Source organism: Mycoplasma sp. 773, assembly GCF_053851515.1.
Genome location: NZ_JBSQAV010000005.1, coordinates 39,424 through 55,433, shown reverse-complemented (window position 1 = coordinate 55,433; position 16,010 = coordinate 39,424). Strand labels below are relative to the sequence as shown.

Below are 16,010 nucleotides of genomic sequence, written 5' to 3'. Positions count from 1 at the left end.
AAATTAATCAGTTTGCAATTTGACTATTCCATTAGCTTCTTCTTGATAATTTCTATCGACACATTTTATAGTGTATTTAATTATTGGTGTTTGTCCATCAAATGCCAGTTTGAATTCATATATATGTGCTGAACCTAAACCATTTAATTTATGATATTTAAATGAAAAGTTTTTTTTAAATTCAGCATCTCAATTAATGATTTGAAAAGTATTTATTTTAGTATTATATTTTGATTTTGTAAACTTATCTCATAAGGCATATAATTTTCCTTCTTCATTTAATTTTTTGCCCTCGGGTTTTAATGTGAATTCAAATTTGTCTTTTATTTCTTGGATTTGTGAGTCGGTTAATAATTGTACTTTTGGTTTATTTGGATTTTTTTTATCAAAATTACATGATAATGTAACAATTGGCAGTGTGAGGATAGAACTAGTAGCAATTATTGATAAGAATATTTTCTTCTTATTTTTAATCATTTTTTTCTCCTTATTTAATTTTTATATCTTGTAAATAATTTAAGTTATTTCAACCAAGTGGTTTAATGATGTTATTTTGATAAATAATTTTAGAAAAGCTATTGATGTTAATTTGATTTATAAGATTTATTGAATAACTAATTAGATTATTAATTTCATTAATAAGTTTTAATTGGTTTTCTACTTCTAAATTACTTAGATAAGTGATAAATAATGTTTCTTGTGTTTTGCTCAAACTATTTTTGAGATTTATATTATTATTCACTAAAAAATTATGCAATGAAATAATCTGTTCAAAACTAGTTAAATAATCTTTCTTATTTTTAGATATAAGGTCAATTAATTTATTTAAATTATTTTCAAAATTTGTTAATTGTTTGTATAAATATTCTGGTGTTGTTCCCTGGAATAGTTTAAATGTAGATTTTTTGTATATTGATTTATTTCTCTCAAAAAATTCTTGATATTTTTCAAAGTTATCAATTTTAGTTATATCTATGTTTAGCCGGCGGTCGATAGAATTAAAAATCTTTTTAATCAGCAGTATCCTTTTGTTAATAAATTGATTATCCTTGGTGATCATTATAGGAATATTTACATAAATATTTTCATTTGAATTAGATGTTTTATAAAAATTATCAATTATATTTCTTAGGTTAGTTTCAATAAATTTAAATCATGTTGATTTAATCTTGTCTTCAACAAAAACAATTAATGGATCATTTAGTCTATTTTTATTTTGGTATTGGAATGTATCACTTAATTTTTTATTATTTGCTCCAAAAATAATAGGTTTCGATATTTGATTATATGCATCCTTTAGTTCGCTTATTCCAATAGCATTATTAGAAGCTAAAATATCAAGATTTTCTGGTGCTTGACTTAATCATAGATTTTTGTCATCCTCAATTAGGCTATACTGGTTTATTAGGTTGTTAAATAATGATTGAAATGTCAAATTATTTTTGCTAAGTTCTAGTGAGTTATTATCTTTTAATCCATAATATAGTTTCATAAAGTTTTTATTCATATATTTCGTTTTTATATCAGGATTTTGGTTAATGATAATATTGTTGTTAATTGAATATCTATTATAATTTTTTTGATATGAAAAATTATATTTCTTATAGTTTTCAAGAATATAGTTTTTTTCATCTAAATTAAGGTCTTCATATTCTATTTTTGAAATAATATTTTGCTTAAAAGCATTTAATGATTGGAGTGAAAACGTAGATTGCGATAAGGGTAACGAGTTGTATTGAATGATTATTTCTTTAAGATTATCATCTTCATTTTTTTGATAGTTTTTATTTATTTTTAAGGTAGTTTCATTAGCATTCATATGCGAAATAAAATAATTACTTGCATAAAATCTGTTTTGGTAGGTTTCACCATAATTAAAAAATCAATCAAGATTTTTTAGGGGATCTTTGTAACTTGATTCTATTATTTCATAAGGAATTGCATCTAGATAATTTTGAATAATTAGGATATTATCAAATATTTGTTTTAGATTTTTAAATGATCCGTCCCTGGTTTTAATAGTAATTTTATTATTATCAAAATTAAGTAGTGCATCAACATCAATATCATTTTGAATTAGGTAGTTATATAAATCGAAACCATCATTTTTTTGTAGTTTTTTATTGTTATATTTTGAAAGATCAATCTTATGCTTTGCAGCAAAAGAGTGGCGATATTCTTTGTTTCGTAACAATTTTGATAATAACCCCAGTTTAAATGATTTGTGGTTAATATGGTTATTGGTATTTATAATATTGCCTAGGTAATTAATCCAAACATTGTCTCTATTTTTGATGTCTATTATAACTTTATTTGTGTTATTCAAATCTTTAGCAAAGTTTGAGTTATTTATTGATTTGATATCACTCGAAGGAACAAATAGGAAGGGTGAGTTAAAACCATTACCCTTATCCTTTTTAGGCTTAAAAATACCATTTTCTGGTTTGTTTGATTCATTTTCATAATCTACAATATCAGTATTATCATTACTATATTCATTAGTGCCTATTGGCGTTGTGATATTAATTTTGTTGGCCCATTCTAATTTATAATAAAGTTCTGAGGGAGCTAAAACAATATTGTCTCTAAAATCAATTAAGGGCTGTTGGCTTGATTTTATTCGTATTAGTTTTGCTGCTGTTGCTAGGTTAATTTTGTGAATATTTTTACTAGTATAGTTATCATCAAGGTAGCTAAAGCTAGCATAATCATTGCCATAATTATTTTTTTCAATGAAACGATATTTATTGGTGTTGAAATTATTTTTTACACATGATATTGTAATTATGGGCATTAAACTGATTAACGGTGTTAATAAAATCATTTTTTTGTTCATTTTATTTCCTCCCTTAGTTTGTTTAAACATGACTATGAAAACTTAAAAGCATTATTGTTGTGACAATAGAAGCAGCAAAAATTATTAATGTTCGATATAAAGTTTTAGTATCTTTGTTTCTTATATGAATAAATTCAGGGACTAGTTCAAAGATAGCGGTAAATATGATAATTGCGCCTCCAAAAATCAATAATGAGGATTGTATTCATTTTAAATCATCGTTTATGAATCGCCCAGTAAATGCTCCTAAAAAAATGAAGGGGATTATAAGTAAAAAAGTTATGAAATTATATAAAACTGCCTTTCCTTTTTTTTCTCCATATTGAATTTGACGGAAGTATATGATTGTGACTTCAATAAGTATGTGGATGGTAAATGTTATTAGTAGAGTAAGTGAACTTGAAAAAGTATTTTGAGTAAATATTATTTTAAATATTGAATATCCAATAAAAAAACCATCAATTATTCTGTGACTTAATAACATAACAATTGCTAATCAAGCTGCTTTGGGATTATCAATATCTTTAAATGAAATTAGGTGATCTGAGTGGTTATGTTCTTCATGACTTTTATGAGGATCTATTTTAGATTTTCTAATAAATAAATACCTTCCTGCAATAACAACACTAAAGCCTATTAATGCACTTATCCCGAGAATACTGACAGTTACTAGTGTCCTGTTTATTTCTGAACCAAACTTATTTGGGCCATCATGTGTAAAATCGATAGCAATTTTATATCCTTCTCGCAAAAAACCGAATGCTCCAATCATTAAAAACATTCCAGTTGAAAAAGCGTACATATAAATAATTGCATTACCTTTTTTTGCTTTTTCAGATGGCTTTATAAACGAAAGGAGACCTAATAATATGAGTGGTAAAATCATTAATATTGGGATATAAACTAGTATATTTATGAATATGGTTAATTCTATATTATTTTCAAATGCAGTCCCCACGTTATTTATTATCATATATTTACCTCCTTTCACAATGTTTATTAATTCGTAATTTTGTAATAATTATACAATATTTTTATAACTATAATATAAAAAAAAGTGATAAAATTTGTATTATGAAAATAAGAAAAAAGCTATTAAATTTGTTATTAATTTCTCCTATTGTGGCAATTCCTTTTGCGGTTTTAAGTTGTAGTCAAAATATTAAAAAAGAAGTATATTTAGATATTGATAAGGTATCGAGAGTATTTTTGAATAGATTAACTCTTAGCCAAATAGCTTCAATAGAAAAAGATGAACATATATTTTATTGATTCGATAAGAATGGCCGCCATAATTTTGATGCAGTAAAGATAGAAAACAAAAAAATGTACCTACTTAATAAAAATGAATGGGTTGAATATAAACCGGATTTTCCATATAGAAATAATTGAAAGCAGTTTACTACTGGCAATAATAATATTCGTATATTCGATTCAGATGAAAAGAGTGATATTAATAGCTTTTTGAATGAATATTCGTTTGATGATGTTGACTCAGCAGGTTCTTTTAATGACGAATGATTTACAACTCTATCATTGATATTTGGGAAAGATTTTAATAGAAATAGGGACCCCTATTTTGAGGACATACAGACAGTAATTTTTAGATTGAACCAAGATATTGATTTGAATTATTCTATAATGAATCGTAAATATCTTATTAATGCTAAAAAGCATAGGGTATTGTTTTCAAATTGAATTCAACCTCAATATATACAAGCAAAATCTTTTTTGTCAAATGAACATAATGAGATGAGATCAACATTTGTAAAACTATTAAAACTTTATTTAAATAAGTTTAACGTTGATGTGGCATCAATCGATATTGATTGAAGCAATAGCGAAATAAAACATTCATACTCTGGAGCTACAGATTATATTTCCTTTGAGATAAGTAGTATTAAGGATTGGAACGGTCAAGAATTAATAAAATCTAAAAATAAGAATAAAAAGTATTATTTAAATGGCTTCAGAAATTATGCCACAAATGGAAAATTCGGGGTCGGAACTAAAGGAATAAAAGAAGAATATCCATTATTTACTGATTACGTCGAAAATCCCCTTTTATTCATGGATGGAAAGAGATATCTAACAATTATTGATAATATTAATCACTTCATAAAGTCATCCGGTTCAAAAGATTATTGAAATGCCAAAGGTTTGATGAATTTATTTTGAAATCTAAAAGATGAGATCTTTGTAATAAAGATTCCAGAATATAGAAAAAAAGAAGATCTTGAATATAAAATAGTTGATTTTGAATTTACTGATTATTTTGACACTAATCAGGTTTTTAGAGCAATTGTTGAGGTTACTAAGAAAGATGGCACAAAAAAGAAATATTCCTGGTTAAGTTCTAACTTTGATGATCATGGACACAGGTTAAAGGGGTTGATTACTAAAAATAAAAATAACGCAAATATTTTACCTGAGGATATTTATTCATTTAAACCAAGTAATAATGGGATAAAAGCTGGCATAAAACTTTCGGATTTTGTTAATAGTAACAAGGATTCAGCGTTTATTGAAGGGCTTAATGAAGCATCAAATAAGATGGATAAATTGTTTAATTATTGAAATAACGATAGTAGACAAAATTTTGATGTTTCGCTTTTAGATAATAATTCATATCAAATCAAGGTGCTTGAAGCATATATTAATAACTATTTATTAGCTTATGCTCTAGAAAATAAACAAGGCAAAACATTAGATGGTATAAAGAGAATTGAACTTAATTTAAAACCAGAAAAAAATAAATTAGGTCAATTATATATTGAATTAAATTTTATTTCATTTAATAATCCGTCTGATTTTAAGTATAAATCAAAAAATGATAAAGTTATAGCAAAGGCTTCTGTTTATTGAAATTATTTTAAGGGCTATGATGTTCAAAAATCTAATGATATATTTACACTTATTAATTTTGAAAGGTTGGTATAACTAATGAGGATCAAAAAAATTTTGACTAGTTTTTTGGGATTATCTTTATTTGGGTTGCCTGCTATTTCAATCTCATGTATAAGATATCCAAATGATTCAGAAAATGTATCATTAAATGAATCGATAGAAAATAAGAGTAATATTGTTGAGATAAAACTTGAAAATAAACCAACACTTGAAATAAAAAAAATATACGATAATGAACTCTTGAAATTATTTTTAGAAGTTAAACAGACGTATCGAAATTATCGTAAGCGATATATTAGAATTATAAGAAGAATAGATGCTTTTAGAAACAAGGTTGCTGCATTAATTATCGACCAAGGAAAACCTGAGAATTCAAAAAAAATTAATGATTTTTTTGTTAAATGATTAGAAGAAGCAGGTAAACAAAAAACAAGTTTAGCTAAACTTTTAGATAAATATCAACTAATTTTTCAAGATGTTGATGCCGTTTTGAACGATGTTAATTTAGTTTTTGATAATCAACAGTTTATTAAATTTATCGAAATTATTGATAAGAGATTGAGTGGAAAGGATATTAATCTTGGTGAGCTGCAAAAGTCCATTATCGATGCCTGAGATTTTTTAAGAAAGAATGTATTTAATGAAAAAAAAGTTTCGAAAATAGAAGATCTTGACAAGATAAATATCGAGAGTGACAAGAATTCTCATACTCATTCACATGCCATTGTTAATCTTACCTTTGAAATGGGGTTATGGCATTTATTGTTAAAAAAGAGTGTAAAGGATCAAAAAATAATAGGTGAATTAAAAAAAGATTTTAAAGTTTTAAAAGAAAATGTTATTGACAACATTGGCCAAAAAAACTATGAATCAGATTATAATTTTTTAATTAAACTATTTAGTGAAAATATGGATTTTAACAAATCTAATAATCTAATTAATGATGAATATCAAGCCAAAGCTAAACAAATTATGGAAAGTATTAAGAAAATATTGATTGATGTTGCTAAAAAGGAAGGTATATCTGATAAATTAAATCTTAATTAATTGAATTTTTTAAAAAAATAGGCCTAAGTTGAATTTCTTTGCGAAGTATGCTTGGCCTATTTTATTTTGTTTTTGGGTTAAATGTATTAGCTAAACCTGATGATAGTAACTTTAAATTTATTGAAAAAGCAATTATAAATATTGATGCGGTTAAGAGATATCCAGGATTATTGGATACCAAACTAATTGCTTCTTTTAAAATGAAACCTATATTTATGCTATTTGAATCATTAATAAAATCTAGGAATGCTAATGAAGAAGCAATTAAGATATTAATAGAAAATCTTTCAACTAATATTATTAGAAAGTTTGCAAAAATTCTTTTGAAAATATGATTATAGGCAATTCTTCAATTTGATGCGCCAACAGCCCTAGAAGCAACGATAAATTCTTGTGTTAGCAAGGAATTAATTTCTTCTTTTGCAAATTTGAAATATGAAATTCAGCAAATTATTGATAATGATATAAACAACCCATATAAACTTGTTCCGATAAAAATAGATAATAGAAAAACTCAAATAATTTCTGGGATAACACTAATAGAGTTAATTATTCTATCAATAAATCGTACAATTATATTTTGTTTATAAACATTTATAATAACCGCAAAATTAAAACCGATAAAAATATTAATAATAATTGCAGCAAGAATTATTAAAATAGTTGACCAAATAGATGTTATCGTTCTAGCATATATATCGATTCCTTGGTTGTTTGTTCCTAGAAATAAACCATTAGGAATTTCTATGGGCATATCTTTAGATAATTGTAAGAGATTTACTGCTTTGATTAGATTGTAAGGATTGTATGTTAAAGTAACAATATCTGTATAAATAGTTTGCTCTCCACCAATATCTCTCGCTGAGTCAAATTCAATTCAAAATATTAAGTTTCTATGTTCACTAGCCGCTGATTTTGCTTCCAGTTTTGCGATGTTTCTTATAAAATCTAATTCAACACCACGATTAAAGTTTTTTGTTATTTTTTGAGAAATATTTGATGGCAGGTCATTAACTAGTGTTGTATTTTCATTGATTGAGTGAGTAGGAGAGTTTTTAATTAAAAATGTGGCAATTAATAAAGCTAATATTAAAATAACAAAGCATATAAAACAAATAAGATTAAATTTATTGGCAAAAAATCTTTTTCAGTATTGTTTTGCGGAATTTGTATGGATAACATAAGGATTCGAATTCGATTTTTTTTCTCTTGCAAAGTTAAATAGATTATTGTGCATTTTTACCTCGTTTATATTTTTTAAAAAGAAGTAAAGAAGTGAATTCGTTTTTCGGGCTCAACTTTATTATAGCGATTTTATTGATTAATAAAAGAAAACTTAGTAAAATAAAATTAAAGATAAAGTAAAACATAATAATATCTACTTCACCTTTTCTGAAAGCAAATGAAATTAATAAACTTTGGCCTGGGATTGAAAAAATTCTTTCAACTAAAATTGTTATTGTGAATAATAAAACATAGAGAACAAAAAATAAGTTGAGTTCGCCAATTAACAATTCTTTTAAAACAACTTTTTTTAGTAAATCACGCTTTTTCATTCCATATGTTTTTGCAAATAGATAATAATCTGATTTAATAATTTCAAACGTTTTTTTTCTTGATTTAGAAAAGAAGATAGCTACTGTTGGAAGTGAAGAAATTAGTATAGGAACTATTAGCGAAGCAAAGCTAAGTTTACTATTTAAAAACTGCGAGGGATAGCCAAATATGTCTGCACTTGATAAAGCAAGAATGCAAATAATTAAGATTGGTAAGGAACCTAAAAAAGAAATAATAATAGAGGTTATAACATCATATGATTTATTAAATTTATAAGCAGAAAACACTCCTAATATGTTGCCGACAATAAAACTAATAATAAATACTGATAGACTTATTAAAAAGGTCCAACGAAATTGCCGTAAGTAGAGAAATAAAATGTTATTTTCAACACTTGCTAATTCATGAGAGTATATTTTTCCGGGATTAAATGTAAATAAATTTGTTAAAAAGGTCTTAAATCTAGCTCCATAGTTATGTGAAATTTGTGAATAAATAGCTATATTTTTTTTAATTTGAGGTTCAATTAAAACATTTATTGCAAAGAATATAATAACAATGGAAATAAAGAAAATAAAAAAATAGAAAGCAATATTTTTGAACAAATTTATTTTAATTTTAGTTGTCATAATTTACCCCCTATTTTTAACTCTATCTATCATTGGCGTATTTTGAATGCGTTATTCTTCGTGATGGTCATCGATATTTTCTATTTGAATTGATTCTGTTTGAACTATTTTTTTGTCTGCGGTGTTATAGAAATTTATATTTAATATTAAGAAGTTATCTACAAATTTAGTTTTTGAATCATCAAAATTGATACTAAATTCAATATCATTTTTATTCTTATCAATTTTTTCGATTGGTAGTGTTTTTTGTAATTCTTCTAATAAATTTTTAAAGCCTTTTTCCTGCTCTGCTTTTAGTTTATTCAAGAAATTAGTTTGTGCTTCTTTTTCTTCAATTTTATTTTTTAATTTTGTTGTAAATTTTCAATTTGAAATCGTTTTTACAGGTTCGATTTTTTTGAAACCAATTAATGTAAATCTAATTGTAGTATTTAAAACCTTGAATTTAATATCTAGGTGGATTTCACCCTCATCATCATGCGAATGAGTTGAAGCGGAGATACTTAATTCTTCTTTTTCTCTTAATTCATTTTCGATAAAAATAATTGAATATTTTGAAAAAACTTTTTTAACATCTTCTCATTTTTTTGCTGATTTTAATTCCTTAACTACATCAGAAGCAATAACTTCTTCTTGATTTTCGGCTATTTTTTGAACAATTAATCCTGATTTTTCTTGTGTGTTTCTTTTATTGAAACTTGATATTGCTAATTTTATTTTTTCTAATAATGATTTAACCTTTTTTTCGTCTTTTTCATCTTTTTTAAGTTTATTTATCTCTTCTAGTATTTTTTGAGCATTCTCTTTTTCATTTAAATCTTCCTCATATTTAATAATTTTTTGAATTTGGTCTTTTTTTGAAATAATTTGGTTGATTTCCGCAGTTGAATCGCCATTTTTATTACTACATGATGCAACTACTAATGGAGTGCTTAAAACTGCTATTAAAGGTGATAGTGATAAAAATAACTTTATGTTTTTTTTCATATATTTACCTCATTTAAAATTAAATTACTTTAATAAATTATAACAAAAATAGTTTAACTATATTTTTATTTTTTTTGCATTTTTGTCTTATTTATGCGATTTTTATTAAAATAATGTAAAAAATTAAATAAAATTTAAATTAACAAAGTAATTAACTAAAATTAATTATAAAATTGTTTCCAATTGGTATTATAAACTTGTTGCTGAAAGGTTAAGATGTTATATGAGTAAAAAAGATTTATTGATGTTAGAGAATCGAATAAATTCATGTACAACCTTTGGAGAATTTTTAAGAAATATTTTCACAATTGCCAATATTAAGACAAATGATGTTTGCAAAAAGATTAAAGCCGATCGAAGAAAAATATTTAACTTGTTAAACGATTTAAGAGATGATGTTAGTCTTAATTTAATTCAAGATTTAGAAAAAATGCTAGACCTAAAAATTGGCTATTTAACAAATAAATGATATTTTTTTAGAAATAATCTTAATGTTGGCCCATTAGATAAAGCAGAAATAATTAAAAGACTAGGCTGGGAGATACTTGAAAAAAATCGTTATCTTACTAATATCTTAGGTGATAATAGGCTTAGCCAGTCGCCAAGTGAAGAAGAAATAATTGAATTTCTTGAAAAATATTATGGAACATTGAACATTGAGGAATATTCAAAGTATATTTCAAAACATTTGTATATTAATCATTGCAAAATTACAAAACATAATAGAATCCCTTTTATTCGTTTTTGTGAATTATTCATTAGAGAAAATTTTAAAGGAAAAGACATTGCTTCAAGATCAAGATTTAAGGAATATTTGCCAAAATTTGTTATTGTTAGATTAATTGATACACTGTTTAATGAAATTGATTCTTTTGATGAAAAAATTAGTAAAGTTTCTTTGCTTCTTAAAGATAGAAATATTGAGTTAATAAAACTGCCCTATATTGAAAAAACGATGACAAGATCGATAACCTTTTCATTTGGCCCTAAAAAATATATTATTATAACTGATATGTATAATTCCGAAATATTGATTTTATTTTCATTATTTAGAGAAATTATGATTTGCTTTAATCCTTGATTATCAAGAGAAGAGTATTATGAAGAATTTAGAAAAAAATATGATATTTGAAGAGGATACAATAAGGCTAGAAATTTAAGAATGATTGATGATATTTTAGAAGGAATTAAGCAAATTTCTTTGCTTGATAAGAATAATGCTAATTTTTATGAAAATATTCTTGAAATTTATAAGAGCATTGCTAAAAAATATAAAAAAATAAAATTTTAGATGCTAAATATTTTAAAAACTACTAAAAATAAGTTGATTTATAACAAAATAAAAAAAACATAAAATAAAGGCTGATATCTATTTTTTATTTTTAATGTTATTATATTAAAATAAACTAATAATAATTTAAATTATGAATACCTAATAGAAATTAAGATATATTTAGCTTGGTTTTTAAGTATTATATTAACTTAAAATTAAATTAAATAAGGAGGAAAATTATGAAAAAAACTATCTATCTAGCTGGCGGATGCTTTTGGGGTGTGCAAGCCTATTTTTCGCGTTTAAAAGGTGTTATAGAAACTAAGACTGGTTATGCAAACGGTAATACTGATGTAACCTCATATTATCAAATTAAATCAACCTTACATGCTGAGACAGTGAGGGTCATTTATGATAATGAGAAAATTTCTTTAGAGGAACTTGTTTTACACTTATTTAGAATTATTAATCCAGGATCCTTAAATAAGCAGGGAGGTGATATTGGTATCCAATATCGAACCGGTGTATACTATGATAATGAAAGTGATTTTACTAAATTAGAAAAGTTATTTAATATTTTAAAGGGAAATTATAGTGAATTTTATGTAGAACTTTTACCTCTCACAAATTTTGTAATCGCAGAAGAATATCATCAAGATTATTTGCAAAGAAATCCATCTGGTTATTGTCATGTAAGACTTGATATTGAACCTGAATTAAATGAGAGTGAGAAAAAAATTATTAATTTATTAAAATAATATCATTATATTAAGATAGGTAACGAGAAAAAAACATAGCAAGAAAAGCTATGTTTTTAGTTAAATCCATATTATTTCGTTTATTTTTTAAAAAAATTCAAATATGGTTAACATAATACTTAGTAAAATTAATAAAAGATAACCTAAATCTATTTAATTTTTATTTTTTTAAGTATAAGTGAGGTAAATAAATGAATGAAGAAAAGAAAATAATTATTCCCAATCGCTTGCATTATAATGGCAATCAATATGTAGTTGATCATGAAACAAAAACAGTTAAATTAACTGCTGAATACCATAAAAACTTATTATCAAAAAAACCTGGTGAATTTGGCGGTTTTAGAAAAATAACTGGTTCAGCTCTTGGAGATATTTTAAAACTAACTCAGTTTAATAGCCCTTTTGCTGCATTTGCGAGAATAGCTAATTTTAGATTTCCAGTATTGGATCCGAAATATGTAAATGCCGGAGTTATTTTAGAACCTAAAATTCTTGAAAAAATTGAAAAATCATTCAATTTACCTATTCAACGGTTCCCTGCCGAAAAGTTTAACTATGATTATTTCAAAAATAATGTTTTCTTTGGCGGATTACCAGATGGCTATATTGCTGAAAAGAAGATGATTATTGAGATAAAAACCGTCGGAAGTAAAAAACTTGAATCTTGGAAACAAGGTATGATTAATGTTGCTTATTTAAAACAAGCACAATTATATTCGTATTTGATGGGGGCCAAACATTTTGCAATTATTGCTTGTTTTTTAGAAGAAGAAGATTACAAAGACCCTAATTTAGTAGACATAAATAATCGAGTTGTTAAGGGCTGACCTTTTGAGGTAAATGAAGAGCAAGTCTTGGATGATATGGCAGCATGCAAAAAATGATATGATAAATACACAAAATTAGGTATTAGTCCTACTTGAAATAATAGTATAGATGTTGATATTGTAAAATATTTAGAATGTAAGAATTATGATGAATGAAAAAAATTATATCTAGAGTGAGTTAATGAAGGCAAGGCTGTGGCAGAGTATGAAAAATAAGGTAAGATATTCATTTAGCGATTTTTTAGTTGCTAATACTACACACCCATGGTTAGTATTTAATAGCATTGATGGCAATTTAGATTCAAGCCATGAAATTTTTGCAGGTAATTTTAATTTTGATTTAGAGGACGATAATGATTCTAGTGTCAACCATGAACTTATTAACTTTTATTTCGATAAAATAGACAATATTTCAAACGAGTTTGCGTCTAAATATTTAGATAAGGAAAAGCAAGACTATATCCAAGAACTCGACACCCTGGAAAAAATAGATTTTTTAAAGGAAACAGTTCGTAATAATCATGAATTAATTAATAACACAGTTGATGAAGATGTATATAAAAATTTAAATTTTCTTTTTTCCATTTTTACAACAGTTAATATTCTTTCCTCGGGCTTAGATACCGTTTATGATCAGGCAATTGATTTTTTAGTTGATTTTTATAAAGAAAGATATCATATAAAGGACGAAGAAATCAAATATATATCATTGAAGCAAAAGCAGGATGATGTATTGGCTGATACAATTAAATCAATAAATGAAAATTATCGTTTGATTATAAACCCAGCCTTTGAATATCAATCTTGTTATGCAAAAGTTGCTTTCTATGATACAAAATTAAAACATTTTGGTGATTTAATTTATTCGCAAAAAACGAATAGAAAAAATCTATTAAAGGCATATTGAAATTATAATATCATCACCAAATCACTAAATAGTGATATTAATGAGATATTTTTGTTAAAACCTAGATATCAAAAGAAAAAGAATGTAAGAAAAAATATCCTAAAGTTCAATCTGTCAAAATATTGTTCTCCAAATAAAGGCGGCGTAGATATTAAACCTAATGATAAAGTCTTATTATCCGAGGATGAAGTTGAAGCTAAATATATTTGTGATCCTAATTTTGCATATACAAAACCAGTAAGATCAAAAAAAACAAATAATTTATCAATCATTGACCATGTTAAAGGTGAATTGATTTCCGCTGGATACGATTTTAATGAGAAAAGATTGGCAAATATTGAAGAGCACACAAAAAATATAAGTGATTATACGTGTTCATTTAAAGAGTTTATTTATTTGATTAATAATAGAGATTCGCTACAAATGGATTGAACTTTAACTAAGGATGATTTCATTGACAATTTTAATTCGAATATTTTCTTTTATAAATTAGTTGAAAAACAGTTCCCTAAATATAAATTTGGAAGCAAAAAAATATTAAAGCTAATTTCCGGTTTAAATAATGATGTTGATTTACTAACAAAGAGAACTGTTAGTGAATTTTATGATAATAATCTTATTTCTATAAATCCAGAAATACAAAGCATTTATGAGTATAATGTAATAACGGATAAGAATGCCAAGATTGCTTGGTTTGATTTTGAAGGTGTAACATTACCTACTCCAATGCTCGATTATTTGCCAGCATGAAATCAAGTAATATCTCAAACATCAATTGTAAAGACGCAGAATGATGAAATTTATGAAAGTAATGATTATGTTTATGATCCTTTAACTTTTGATATCAATACATATAAAAAAATTATCGATGATTTATATGACCAAGAAATTTCATATTATATTATTTACAATATAAATTATGAGAAGAGCAGATTACTTGAAATAAAAGAGTCGCTTCATATTTATTGTTTACAAAATAAATTAGACGAGATTCAATTTAATGAATATGCAAAAAAAATCGATTTTATTGTAAACCGTCTTGTTGACATATGCAATTTTTTTTCTGGACGAAAACAGAAAATTTTTGTTGTAGATAGAATGATAAATCTAGGATATATTAATGGATCATATTCAATAAAAAAGATTGAATATTTTGTAACAAATAATAATTTAAATAAACATTTAAAATATAATATCACTCCATATTCAAAACTTAATGTTAAAAATGGTTCGGAGGCGCTAACAATTGCTACGACAAGAGCCCTAAATCTTATTAAGGATAATGAATGAAACCGAAAAATTAAAGATCTAAAAATTTATTGTCATAATGATGTTATGGCGATGTTAATGGCTGCAGAGCTAGTTAAGTATTTGTTAAAAAATAAGGACGAATATTTTGAGAATTTTTATAAATACAATAAATAATTAGAGAAAAAACAAGGAAAAATTTTATTGTTTTTTTGTTGTAATTCTAACATGAAAGCTAATTTCAAAAATCGCGGTATGTTATTAGAAACAATCATCAATCAAACGAGAGAGTTTTATTTTAAGAATAGCATTTGTATTATCCATAAGAAGAATCTTGATATTACTTTTAAATCTGTTCAATTGCATGATAAAAAGTTGAAACTAGATAATGCAATAATCAGCAGCAAAAGCTCTGTTGATTATTATGGAATATATAAAGGAAGGTTTTTGGCATTTGAGGCCAAAAGTACTGAATCGGATGTTTTACCTTTTAATAATATTAAACAGCATCAAATTGAATACCTTGATCTTATTAAAAAGCATAATGGTATTGCTTTTTGAATAATTTATTTTAAGCCTAAAAATTTATTTTTGTTAATTGAACATCATATTTTGCAGGAAAAATTTAAAACAAAAAAAGCCCTTCACTATGAAGAAGCCTTGTGTTGAGGAAAAAAATTATCATTATCTTTTCCTGGAATATTGAACATAGTTGAGAATATTACTTTTTAATTTTTTGATATATTTCATCAACTTTTGATTTTAAAACATCTGAAAACTTAAATCTTGGGTCCATTTTTGAAGGAACTTCAATTTCCTCTTTTGTAATGTTATGCTGTTGGGTTTTTGCAGCTACATATTTGGAGGAAAAAACGCCGAAACCTGAAATAGTTATTTGTCTTGAATTAGCTAACTCTTCAATAATGATATCGACAACTTGATCAAAAATTGATTCAACCATTGCTTGTTGAAAGCCCGTTTCTTCCGATGTTTTTTTAATTAATTCTCTCTTTGTCATTATTCAGACTCCTTAA

General features: G+C 25.2%; 14 protein-coding genes. 7 read left to right on the top strand and 7 right to left on the bottom strand.

All coding sequences use genetic code 4. The features are described from left to right. Positions 1–3: 3 nt before the first annotated feature. From ACWXVJ_RS01775 to ACWXVJ_RS01765, 3 genes are read right to left on the bottom strand one after another with little or no spacing between them, the layout of a single operon-like run. Positions 4–477 carry a hypothetical protein gene (locus tag ACWXVJ_RS01775; RefSeq protein ID WP_438340769.1) on the bottom strand — a complete coding sequence of 158 codons (474 nt, stop codon included), beginning with the start codon at positions 475–477 and terminating at the stop codon, positions 4–6. Between the two features lie 10 nt (positions 478–487). Then, positions 488–2,836, bottom strand: coding sequence for an OppA family ABC transporter substrate-binding lipoprotein (locus ACWXVJ_RS01770; protein ID WP_455966312.1), 2,349 nt, complete (start codon positions 2,834–2,836; stop codon positions 488–490). Between the two features lie 22 nt (positions 2,837–2,858). Then, positions 2,859–3,809, bottom strand: a complete 951-nt coding sequence (locus ACWXVJ_RS01765) for a hypothetical protein (RefSeq protein WP_455966310.1) — start codon at positions 3,807–3,809, stop codon at positions 2,859–2,861. 101 nt (positions 3,810–3,910) lie between these two features. Here ACWXVJ_RS01765 and ACWXVJ_RS01760 point away from each other — a divergent pair, with 101 nt between their 5' ends. Together ACWXVJ_RS01760 and ACWXVJ_RS01755 are read left to right on the top strand one after the other, a co-directional pair. Then, positions 3,911–5,776, top strand: a complete 1,866-nt coding sequence (locus ACWXVJ_RS01760; protein ID WP_455966308.1) for an MAG3240 family lipoprotein — start codon at positions 3,911–3,913, stop codon at positions 5,774–5,776. Positions 5,777–5,779: 3 nt separating this feature from the next. Continuing rightward, positions 5,780–6,790, top strand: coding sequence for an HxHSH motif-containing lipoprotein (locus tag ACWXVJ_RS01755; protein WP_438340773.1), 1,011 nt, complete (start codon positions 5,780–5,782; stop codon positions 6,788–6,790). 61 nt (positions 6,791–6,851) lie between these two features. Here the strand turns inward: ACWXVJ_RS01755 and ACWXVJ_RS01750 are convergent, their stop codons facing one another. The 3 genes from ACWXVJ_RS01750 to ACWXVJ_RS01740 are packed head-to-tail and all read right to left on the bottom strand — an operon-like array spanning position 6,852 to position 9,963. Next, positions 6,852–8,027 (bottom strand): ABC transporter permease subunit, encoded by a 1,176-nt coding sequence (locus ACWXVJ_RS01750; protein ID WP_455966306.1) that lies wholly within the window; start codon positions 8,025–8,027, stop codon positions 6,852–6,854. Continuing rightward, a complete protein-coding gene (locus ACWXVJ_RS01745) occupies positions 8,017–8,976 on the bottom strand; it encodes an ABC transporter permease subunit (RefSeq protein WP_455966304.1) in 960 nt (319 codons plus the stop codon). Before ACWXVJ_RS01745 ends, ACWXVJ_RS01750 begins: the two co-directional genes overlap by 11 nt. Positions 8,977–9,027: 51 nt before the next feature. Further along, entirely contained in the window at positions 9,028–9,963 is a 936-nt protein-coding gene (locus ACWXVJ_RS01740; RefSeq protein ID WP_444705096.1) for a Vmc-like lipoprotein signal peptide domain-containing protein, read from the bottom strand. A 223-nt stretch (positions 9,964–10,186) separates the two neighbouring features. Between ACWXVJ_RS01740 and ACWXVJ_RS01735 the strand changes: the two genes are divergently transcribed. The 5 genes from ACWXVJ_RS01735 to recU all read left to right on the top strand — a co-directional run bounded on the left by ACWXVJ_RS01735 (position 10,187) and on the right by recU (position 15,708). After that, entirely contained in the window at positions 10,187–11,254 is a 1,068-nt protein-coding gene (locus tag ACWXVJ_RS01735; protein ID WP_455966302.1) for a hypothetical protein, read from the top strand. A gap of 221 nt (positions 11,255–11,475) precedes the next feature. Further along, on the top strand, positions 11,476–11,994 hold the full coding sequence (msrA, locus tag ACWXVJ_RS01730) for a peptide-methionine (S)-S-oxide reductase MsrA (protein WP_438340778.1): 519 nt from the start codon (positions 11,476–11,478) through the stop codon (positions 11,992–11,994). A gap of 191 nt (positions 11,995–12,185) precedes the next feature. Beyond that, a complete protein-coding gene (locus ACWXVJ_RS01725; RefSeq protein ID WP_438340779.1) occupies positions 12,186–13,037 on the top strand; it encodes an MAGa7180 family putative nuclease in 852 nt (283 codons plus the stop codon). Beyond that, positions 13,027–15,153, top strand: coding sequence for a UU173 family protein (locus ACWXVJ_RS01720; protein WP_455966300.1), 2,127 nt, complete (start codon positions 13,027–13,029; stop codon positions 15,151–15,153). Before ACWXVJ_RS01725 ends, ACWXVJ_RS01720 begins: the two co-directional genes overlap by 11 nt. A gap of 51 nt (positions 15,154–15,204) precedes the next feature. Then, positions 15,205–15,708, top strand: a complete 504-nt coding sequence (recU, locus tag ACWXVJ_RS01715; RefSeq protein WP_438340781.1) for a Holliday junction resolvase RecU — start codon at positions 15,205–15,207, stop codon at positions 15,706–15,708. Here the strand turns inward: recU and ACWXVJ_RS01710 are convergent. Continuing rightward, positions 15,698–15,994, bottom strand: a complete 297-nt coding sequence (locus ACWXVJ_RS01710) for an HU family DNA-binding protein (RefSeq protein ID WP_438340782.1) — start codon at positions 15,992–15,994, stop codon at positions 15,698–15,700. The two genes, recU and ACWXVJ_RS01710, sit on opposite strands and share 11 nt — an antisense overlap. Between the last annotated feature and the right edge of the window lie 16 nt (positions 15,995–16,010).